9 protein-coding genes are annotated in these 7,666 nt (G+C 73.0%); 4 read left to right on the top strand and 5 right to left on the bottom strand.

Features of this window, described 5'->3' with window-relative positions; translation table 11 throughout:
- Positions 1-105 precede the first annotated feature (105 nt).
- Positions 106-507, bottom strand: coding sequence for a hypothetical protein (locus tag ACFU6K_RS24020; RefSeq protein ID WP_380666211.1), 402 nt, complete (start codon positions 505-507; stop codon positions 106-108).
- A gap of 154 nt (positions 508-661) precedes the next feature.
- Entirely contained in the window at positions 662-985 is a 324-nt protein-coding gene (locus ACFU6K_RS24025) for an ArsR/SmtB family transcription factor (RefSeq protein WP_380666213.1), read from the bottom strand.
- A 160-nt stretch (positions 986-1,145) separates the two neighbouring features.
- Between ACFU6K_RS24025 and ACFU6K_RS24030 the strand changes: the two genes are divergently transcribed.
- On the top strand, positions 1,146-2,126 hold the full coding sequence (locus tag ACFU6K_RS24030; RefSeq protein ID WP_380666215.1) for an LLM class F420-dependent oxidoreductase: 981 nt from the start codon (positions 1,146-1,148) through the stop codon (positions 2,124-2,126).
- Positions 2,127-2,150: 24 nt separating this feature from the next.
- Here the strand turns inward: ACFU6K_RS24030 and ACFU6K_RS24035 are convergent, their stop codons facing one another.
- Both ACFU6K_RS24035 and ACFU6K_RS24040 read right to left on the bottom strand, forming a co-directional pair.
- Positions 2,151-2,876 carry a LuxR C-terminal-related transcriptional regulator gene (locus tag ACFU6K_RS24035; RefSeq protein WP_380666217.1) on the bottom strand — a complete coding sequence of 242 codons (726 nt, stop codon included), beginning with the start codon at positions 2,874-2,876 and terminating at the stop codon, positions 2,151-2,153.
- A gap of 314 nt (positions 2,877-3,190) precedes the next feature.
- On the bottom strand, positions 3,191-3,844 hold the full coding sequence (locus ACFU6K_RS24040) for a nitroreductase family protein (protein WP_380666219.1): 654 nt from the start codon (positions 3,842-3,844) through the stop codon (positions 3,191-3,193).
- A gap of 213 nt (positions 3,845-4,057) precedes the next feature.
- Between ACFU6K_RS24040 and ACFU6K_RS24045 the strand changes: the two genes are divergently transcribed.
- Entirely contained in the window at positions 4,058-5,293 is a 1,236-nt protein-coding gene (locus ACFU6K_RS24045) for a serine hydrolase domain-containing protein (RefSeq protein WP_380666221.1), read from the top strand.
- Between the two features lie 83 nt (positions 5,294-5,376).
- Here ACFU6K_RS24045 and ACFU6K_RS24050 read toward each other — a convergent pair whose 3' ends face one another.
- Positions 5,377-5,886 carry a MarR family winged helix-turn-helix transcriptional regulator gene (locus ACFU6K_RS24050; RefSeq protein ID WP_380666223.1) on the bottom strand — a complete coding sequence of 170 codons (510 nt, stop codon included), beginning with the start codon at positions 5,884-5,886 and terminating at the stop codon, positions 5,377-5,379.
- An 86-nt stretch (positions 5,887-5,972) separates the two neighbouring features.
- On the opposite strand from ACFU6K_RS24050, the gene ACFU6K_RS24055 reads away from it, so the two are divergent.
- Together ACFU6K_RS24055 and ACFU6K_RS24060 are read left to right on the top strand one after the other, a co-directional pair.
- A complete protein-coding gene (locus ACFU6K_RS24055) occupies positions 5,973-6,815 on the top strand; it encodes a cyclase family protein (RefSeq protein ID WP_380666225.1) in 843 nt (280 codons plus the stop codon).
- A gap of 81 nt (positions 6,816-6,896) precedes the next feature.
- The coding region (locus ACFU6K_RS24060) for a class I SAM-dependent methyltransferase (protein WP_380666227.1) at positions 6,897-7,666 on the top strand (770 nt) is incomplete at its 3' end.

Genomic DNA, 7,666 nt, shown 5'->3' on the forward strand with positions numbered 1-7,666 from the left:
CGTTGTTCGCCAACTGCATGGCCTTCGGGCTGCTCCTGGCGGTGCGGAGCCCGCGGCCGATACCGGCCTGCGCGCGCCCCGCCGCCGTGTCCGGGGTCGGCGCGGTCAGACGGTCCGGAAGCCGATCCGGGCGAGCACGCCCCAGCGGTCGGAGCGCCGGGTGAGCACGTAGACCGAGTCGAAGGAGCCGGTGCGCTCCCCGGCCGCGTCGTAGCGGGCGAAGCGGACCAGGGCGTGCACCTGGTCGGGGGAGGACTGGCTCAGCTCGACGCTCTCCCAGCCGCTGCGGGCCCAGCCGGAGCCGACCAGCTGCGCCAGCTCGGGGGCGGAGCGCTCGACGTAGCCGTCCCGGTCCTCCCAGACCGTCACCTCGCCCTCGTGCACCCGGACGTGCGGGTAGTGCAGGGTCTCCGCCCAGGCCGCCAGGTCGCGGCTGTTGAGGGCGTCGAGGAAGGCGTCGAGGGCGGCGCGGGCCGCCGTCTCGTGGGTGCGGGTGTCGACGGGCACGGCGGACTCCAGTGCGGGCTGGGGAGGACAGGGTCGCGGCCAGCCTGGGGCATCGGCGCGCCCGGTGGGGGCCGGCGGCGCCGATTCAGGTCCTAAGGCCGGGGCGCAGACCGGTCGTACGGCCGAAGAGCGGTCCCGGGAGCATCGGGGAGAATCAGTGGGCGTCGGCGGGCTCACGGGTCGCGGCGGCCAGTACGGCGTCCAGCAGTCCGGGGAAGCGCAGGTCGAGGTCGTTCCGGCGCAGCGACATCAGCCGGCGGGTGCCCTCGACCCGGGTGGTGGTGACGCCGGCCTCGCGCAGCACCTTGAGGTGGTGCGAGAGGGTCGACTTGGACAGCGGGACGTCCAGGTCGCTGCAACACTGCTCCTCGACCTCGGCCAGGCCGGTGACGATGGAGAGGCGGGCCGGGTCGCTGAGGGCGTGGAAGATGCCGGCGAGCTGGAGGGAGTCGGTGGCCGGGTGGCTCGGGGTCCGCATGGGGGGCTCCTCGGTCGTCGTGGTCGTCGCGCTCGCGCGATGGATTGTTCGAACTTTTGCGTACTATCCAATCTTAGGCAATGGGGCCGGCCCGGACCGCCGTTCCCGCGGAAGGACACCCGATGAGTGAACGCCGTCAGCGAACCGCCGGGAGGTGCCCGTGGGCCGCTACGGTCTGACGCTCCCGCTGCGCGGCGTCCCGCTGCACCGGCACCGCGCGCTGGTCGAGGAACTGCCCGACCTGGGCTACACCGACGTGTGGACCGGCGAGGCGGCGGGCTACGACGGCTTCACCCCGCTGGCGCTCGCCGCGGCCTGGGCGCCCGCGCTGCGGCTGGGCACCGGCGTGGTGCCGGTGCAGACCCGCGGGCCGGCGCTGCTCGCCATGACGGTCGCCTCGCTGGCCGAGGCCGCGCCCGGCCGGGTGGTGGTGGGCGTCGGCTCCTCCGGCCCGCCGTTCGTCACCCGGATCAACGGCATCCCCTTCGAGCACCCGTACCGCCAGGTCCGCGACACCGTACGGTTCCTGAAGCACGCCCTGGCCGGGCGGACGGTGCAGGGGGCGTTCGACTCCTTCACCATCGAGCGGTACACCCCGGCGCTGCGGCCGGACCCGGTGCCGCCGGTGATGATGGGCGCGCTCGGCCCGCAGATGCTGCGGCTGGCCGGCCGGGAGGCGGACGGGCTGGTCACCAACTTCCTGGCGGCCGCGGACGTGCCGCGGGTACGGGCCGCGATGGGGGAGGAGGGCCGTGCCAAGGAGGTGGTGGCCCGGCTGTTCGTCTGCCCGACCAATGACCGCGACCACGCCCGGTGGCAGGGGCGGCAGTTGCTCGGGCCGATCCTCAACGCCCGGACGTACGGCGGCTTCCACGACTGGCTGGGGCGCGGCGAGGAGCTGGCCGCCTCGCACGCCGCGTGGGCGGCGGGCGACTTCCACGGCGCGTGCGCGGCGGTGCCCGAGCACCTGGTCGACGCGCTGCTGATCCACGGCTCCCCGGGGGAGTGCCGGGAGCGGGTGGCGGAGTTCGCGGCGGCGGGGGTGGACACGCCGCTGCTGGCGGTGCTGCCGGTGCCGGAGTTCGGCGCCGGACCGGAGGGGATGCGCGACACGCTGCGGGCCCTGGCCCCGCAGACGTGACGCCGCGCCGGGCGGCCGGAGACCCTACCCGGCCGCCCGGTGGCCCGACCGGGCGTAGACCATCGCCTGGGCCCGGCTGCGCACGCGCAGCTTGCCGAGCACGTTGGAGACGTGGAACTTGACGGTCTTCTCGCTGAGGTGGAGCTCGGCGGCCATCTCGGCGTTGGACAGCCCGCCCACGATCAGGGTGAGCACCTCCTGCTCGCGGGGGGTCAGCAGCCGGAGCAGCGGCGGGGTGTGCAGCGGCGGTCCGGGCAGCCGGCGGGCCATCTCGGTGACCACCTCGGCGGTGATCGGCGGGGAGATCAGCGCGTTCCCGGCGGCGACCGCCCGGACCGCGTGCACCATGTCGGACTCCGGGCCGTCGCGCAGGACCAGGCCGCGGGCGCCCGCTCTGAGGTAGTCGAGCATCCGGTCCGGGTCGCCGGGGCGGACCAGCAGGATGATGCCGGGTTGCCCGGTCTCCCGGTCGCTGGTGAGCTTCTTGACCTCGCAGGCCTCCATTCCGGGCATGTCGGCGTCGATGACCACCACGTCCGGGCGTTTGGCCGCGCAGGCCTGGGCGATCCGGGTGGTGGTGGAGAGTTCGGTCAGCGGCTGGAGTCCGGGCGAGCGGTGCAGGATGGTGCGCAGGCCGGTGCGCAGCAGCGGTGAGGCCGCGCAGATCAGCACCCGGACGGTGGGGCCGGCGGGGCCGGTGGGGGTGGTGGGATCGGACGGATCGGCGGAGCGGTAGAGGGACAGGCTCATGTTCGTTCTCCTTGCCGTCGAGGTTCCGGGACTCCGGGCAGCCGGAATCGGCGGGGTGCGTGGGGGCACCACCGCGGGAGCGGAACCGTGATGATGAGAGGAGATTTCTATCCGGCGTCGGTTTCGGTGCGCGGTTCGGTGCGCGGACGCGGGAGGAGGGTTCAGGGGCGACAGCGGCAGCGGTGCGTCGCGCAGTCGGAAGTCGCTTCGGCACCACGGCCGTTGACTCGACATTCCCGGAACATGGCAGTCATCCTAAAGATCGGCCTGATCGATGGTCAAGAACGCTCCGATGGGCCCCGCCCCGCTGGGGGCTACCAGGCGTCCCAGTGGGCGATCTGCTCGGTGCCGACCCGGGGGCCGGGGCGGAAGTCGGTGCCGATGGTGTGGGCCAACGGGATCAACGCGGCCTGGAGGACGGTCTCGTAGGGGATGCCGAGGACCTGGGCGGCCTCGCGCTCGTAGTGCAGGTGCGGGGTGGTCCAGGCGGTGCCGAGGCCGCGGGAGCGGGCGGCGAGCATGAACTGCCAGGTGGCCGGGATGATCGAGCCCCAGGTGTTGGCCTGGCCGACGAAGGAGTCGACCTCGTGCCGGCCCTCGATCCGGACGCAGGGGATCACCAGGACCGGGACCTCGTGCAGGTGGTCGAAGAGGTGCTGGGCGCTCTCGGCCAGGCGGAGCCGGCGCAGCTGGTCGCCGACGGTGCGGTCCACGCCGGTGCCGACCACCTGCTGGCGGGGGCGGACCAGGCCGAGCCGGTAGAGGTCGGCGATGGCGGAGCGCTTGGCCGGGTCGGTGACGATCATGAAGTCCCAGCGCTGGCGGTTGCGCCCGGTGGGGGCCTGGGTGGCCAGGGCCAGGCACTCCTCGATCAGTTCGCGCTCCACCGGGCGGGTGAGGTCCAGTCGCTTGCGCACCGCCCTGGTGGTGGTGAGGAGTTCGTCGATGGAAAGCGCGAGGGGCGGCATGGGCAGGCTCCAGCTCCGGTCGGGTTGGAAGGGGGGTGCGAATCCTTCCGGATCCTATTAATGGTTCGAAACTTGCGCAACATTCGAAGTCCACCAGGTGGACCTCATGGGATCTCAAGTTCCGCTCTTGTGTGCCGAGTTGATTCTTCCTATGCTTCCACTATCTTCGAACATTCGAAACATGACGAGAGCGCTCGACCGCGAGAGGACGCCATGTCGCAGATCAAAGTCGAAGTCGAACCGGCCGAGGTCGGGCTGGACCCCGGGCGGCTGCGCCGGATCGACGAGTACCTCCGGGCCTACGTGGACGACGGCCGGCTGCCCGGCTGGCAGCTCGCCGTGACCCGTGGCGGGCGGGTCGCCCACCTCGCCGGGTACGGGCACCGCGACGTCGAGAACGGCCTGCCGCAGACCCCGGACACCATCTACCGCTCGTGGTCGATGACCAAGCCCGTCACCTCGGTGGCCGCGCTGGTGCTCCTGGAGGAGGGCGTGATCGGCCTCCAGGACCCGGTCTCCCGCTACCTGCCGGAGTTCGCCGACGTCCGGGTCTACCAGCGCGGGCCGGCCTCCCGGCCGGTCACCACCGCCGCCGCCGAGCCCGTCCGGATCGTCCACCTGCTCACCCACACCTCCGGCCTGACCTACGGCTTCCACCGGGCGCACCCGGTCGACGAGATCTACACCGCCAACGGCTTCGAGTGGACCACCGCGCCCGGCCTCGACCTCGCCCAGTGCGTGGCGAAGTGGGCCTCCTTCCCGCTGCTCTTCGAGCCCGGCACCGCCTGGAACTACGGCGCCTCCAGCGACGTGCTCGGGCGGGTGATCGAGGTCGCGTCCGGGAAGCGGCTGGACGAGTTCCTGGCCGAACGGGTGCTCGGCCCGCTCGGCATGGCGGACACCGGCTTCCACGTCCCGGCCGACAAGGCCGACCGGCTGGCCGCCTTCTACGTCGTCGACCCGTCGACCGGGAAGGCCGTCCGCAACGACGCCTTCGGCGGCGACGTGCTGCGCGAGCCGACCTGCCTCTCCGGCAGCTCCGGACTGGTCACCACGCTCGCCGACTACCACCGCTTCAGCCAGATGCTGCTCGGCGAGGGCGAGTACCAGGGCGTGCGGGTGCTCGGCCGGCACACGGTGCGGCACGCGCTGCGCAACCACCTGCCCGGTGGCGGGGACCTGAAGAGCGTCGGACGGCCGGTGTTCTCCGAGATGCCCACCGCCGGGGTCGGCTTCGGGCTCGGCTTCGCGGTGGTGCAGGACCCGGCGGCCGCCGGGGTGCCGGCCAGCGCGGGGGAGTACGGCTGGCACAGCGCCGCGTCCACCATCTTCTGGGTGGACCCGGTGGAGCGGCTGACGGTGCTGTTCCTGACCCAGCTGATGCCCTCCAGCGCGCACCAGCTGCACGGACGGCTGCGGCAGCTGGTCAACCAGGCGCTGGTGGACTGAGCGACGGCCGGCCAGGGGGTTCGCCCGGCCGGCTAAGGCGTTCATCCGCCCGGCCAAGGGGTTCGCCCGGTCGGCTAAGGCGTTCATCCGCCCGGCTGGACGGCGAGGAGCTTGCGGGTCAGTCGGATCAGCGTGTCCCGCTCCTCCGCGGTGAGCGCGGCGAACACCCGGTCCATCATCGGGGCGATGCCCGCCTCGGCGTCGGCCAGGGCCCGCGCGCCGGCCTCGGTCATGGTGACGGCGTAGGCGCGGCGGTCGCGCGGGTGGCGTTCGCGCACCACCAGCCCGGAGCTCTCCAGGCCGTCGATGCAGCCGACCATGACGCTGCGGTCGATCCGCAGCTGCTCGCTCAACTCCTGCTGGGAGCAGGCCCCGACGGCGTCGAGCATCTTCAGTACCAGGTGCTGGGCCACCGTCAGCCGGGCGTCGGTCAGCTCCTCGTCGATCGCCCGGGCGACCACTGTGGTGGCCCGGCAGAGCGCGATGTCCGGGCGCTCCCGGGTGAGCGTCGCGAAGTACTGCCGACGCTCGCCGCCGCCGTCGTCCGTCCGGCTGGGCGAGGCGAGGCGGGGTGTCCGCGGGGCGGTGGCCATCGGAGCTCCTTCTGCGGGCGGGGCCACCAGCATAACGCGTTCAGGAGATTGTTTTTCCCTAGATGTTCTCCAGGAAGGGGAATGCCATGTGCTCACCGGAGACGGTGGCCGGCGCCACCGGCCACACCGCCACCGGGCCCGCGGTCGAAGGGCCCGCGGTTGAAGGGCCCGTCGCCGAAGGGCCCGCCGAGGTCTCGGCGCCGCTCCGGGCCAGAGAGCCGATCAGCCTGCCGCGCGGGGCCGTCCGGGACCTCACCCACGTGGTCGGCCCGGACTGGCCGGTGTTCGAGCTGTACGTCAAGCCGATGGAGATCAAGCGGCTCGCCAACCTCGCCGAGCACGAGTACAACGCCTTCGAACTCACCTACAACGAGCACATCGGCACCCACCTCGACGCGCCGTCGCACTTCGACGACGACGGCCTGGCCACCCACCAGATCCCGGCCGACACCCTGGTCGCGCCGCTCGCCGTGGTCCGGATCGGCGAGCGCGCCGCCCGCGACCACGTCACCGAACTGACCGTCGACGACCTGCTCGCGTGGGAGAGCCGGCACGGCCGCATCCCCGACGGCGCGCTGCTGGCCGTCGACAACGACTGGGCGCACCGGATCGACACCCCCGGCGCCTTCCTCAACCTCGACCCCGCGGAAGGGCTCTACCGTTTCCCCGGGATCTCGGTGGAGGCCGCGCACTTCCTGGTCACCGAACGCTCGGTGGTCGGCGTCGGCACCGACTCGATCAGCCTCGACCCGGGGACCCGCCCGGCCGACCCGGACACCCACCGGGTGCTGCTGCCGGCCGGCAAGTACGCCATCGAGTGCCTCGCCGGGCTCGACACCGTGCCCGACCTCGGCGCCGTCGCGGTGGTCGGCGCGCCCAAGCACCTCGGCGGGACCGGCGGCCCGGTCCGCGTCCTGGCCTTCGTCTGACCCCCCGTCCGCACGTCCGTCCGCACGTCTGTCCGTCCGCACGTCCGTCCGCACGCTCGACCGCGATCACAGGAGAAGCCCATGACCGTACAGACCGACTCGGAGTCCGTGTTCGCCGGGGCCAGCGGCGAACGCTGGGAATGGAAGGAGGAGCGCTACCGCGACGGGGTGTTCAGCCACGCCGTGGACACCGAACTGCACCGGCTGCGGCTGCTGGAGTCCGTCCTGGACGAGCACACCCGCGGCCGCTTCCGGGCGCTCGGCCTGCGGGCCGGGCACCGGGTGCTGGAGGTCGGCGGGGGCGGCGGCTCGGTCGCCCGCTGGCTGGCCGGACAGGGCGCCGAGGTCACCGTGACCGACCTCGACACCACCTTCCTGGACGAACTCGCCGCCGACGGCGTGCGGGTGCTGCGCCACGACGTCTACACCGACGACTTCCCGCCCGCCTCCTTCGACTTCATCCACGCCCGGTACGTGGTGATCCACCTGCCCGACCCGGAGAAGGCGGTGGAGCGGCTGGTCCGGTGGCTGGCCCCGGGCGGGACGCTGGTGCTGGAGGAGCCGGCCTTCTTCCCGATCAAGGACTCGCCGCACCCCGGCTACCGGACCGCGCTGCGGGCCTTCCGCCGCCACCTGGAGACCGCGGTCGGCACCGACACCGAGTGGGCGCGCAGCCTGCCGGTGCCGCTGGAGGGCAAGGGGCTGGGCGCCCTCGGCCACGACGCGCGCTTCCAGCTGATCGCCGGCGGGGACGACGAGGCCGAGTGGTGGCGGCTCACCCTGGAGCAGACCCGGCCGGCCGTGGTGGCCGCCGGGCTCGCCACCGACGAGGACTTCGAGGCGGCCTACCG

This window comes from Kitasatospora sp. NPDC057512 (assembly GCF_042802135.1).
Classification (GTDB): domain Bacteria; phylum Actinomycetota; class Actinomycetes; order Streptomycetales; family Streptomycetaceae; genus Kitasatospora.

What these genes read in the sequence shown, in the direction of transcription:
- ACFU6K_RS24025 (WP_380666213.1), bottom strand. Translation starts at nt 985, where the DNA reads ATGCGGACCCCGAGCCACCCGGCCACCGACTCCCTCCAGCTCGCCGGC.
- ACFU6K_RS24035 (WP_380666217.1), bottom strand. Translation starts at nt 2,876, where the DNA reads ATGAGCCTGTCCCTCTACCGCTCCGCCGATCCGTCCGATCCCACCACC.
- ACFU6K_RS24040 (WP_380666219.1), bottom strand. Translation starts at nt 3,844, where the DNA reads ATGCCGCCCCTCGCGCTTTCCATCGACGAACTCCTCACCACCACCAGG.
- ACFU6K_RS24045 (WP_380666221.1), top strand. Translation starts at nt 4,058, where the DNA reads ATGTCGCAGATCAAAGTCGAAGTCGAACCGGCCGAGGTCGGGCTGGAC.
- ACFU6K_RS24050 (WP_380666223.1), bottom strand. Translation starts at nt 5,886, where the DNA reads ATGGCCACCGCCCCGCGGACACCCCGCCTCGCCTCGCCCAGCCGGACG.
- ACFU6K_RS24055 (WP_380666225.1), top strand. Translation starts at nt 5,973, where the DNA reads ATGTGCTCACCGGAGACGGTGGCCGGCGCCACCGGCCACACCGCCACC.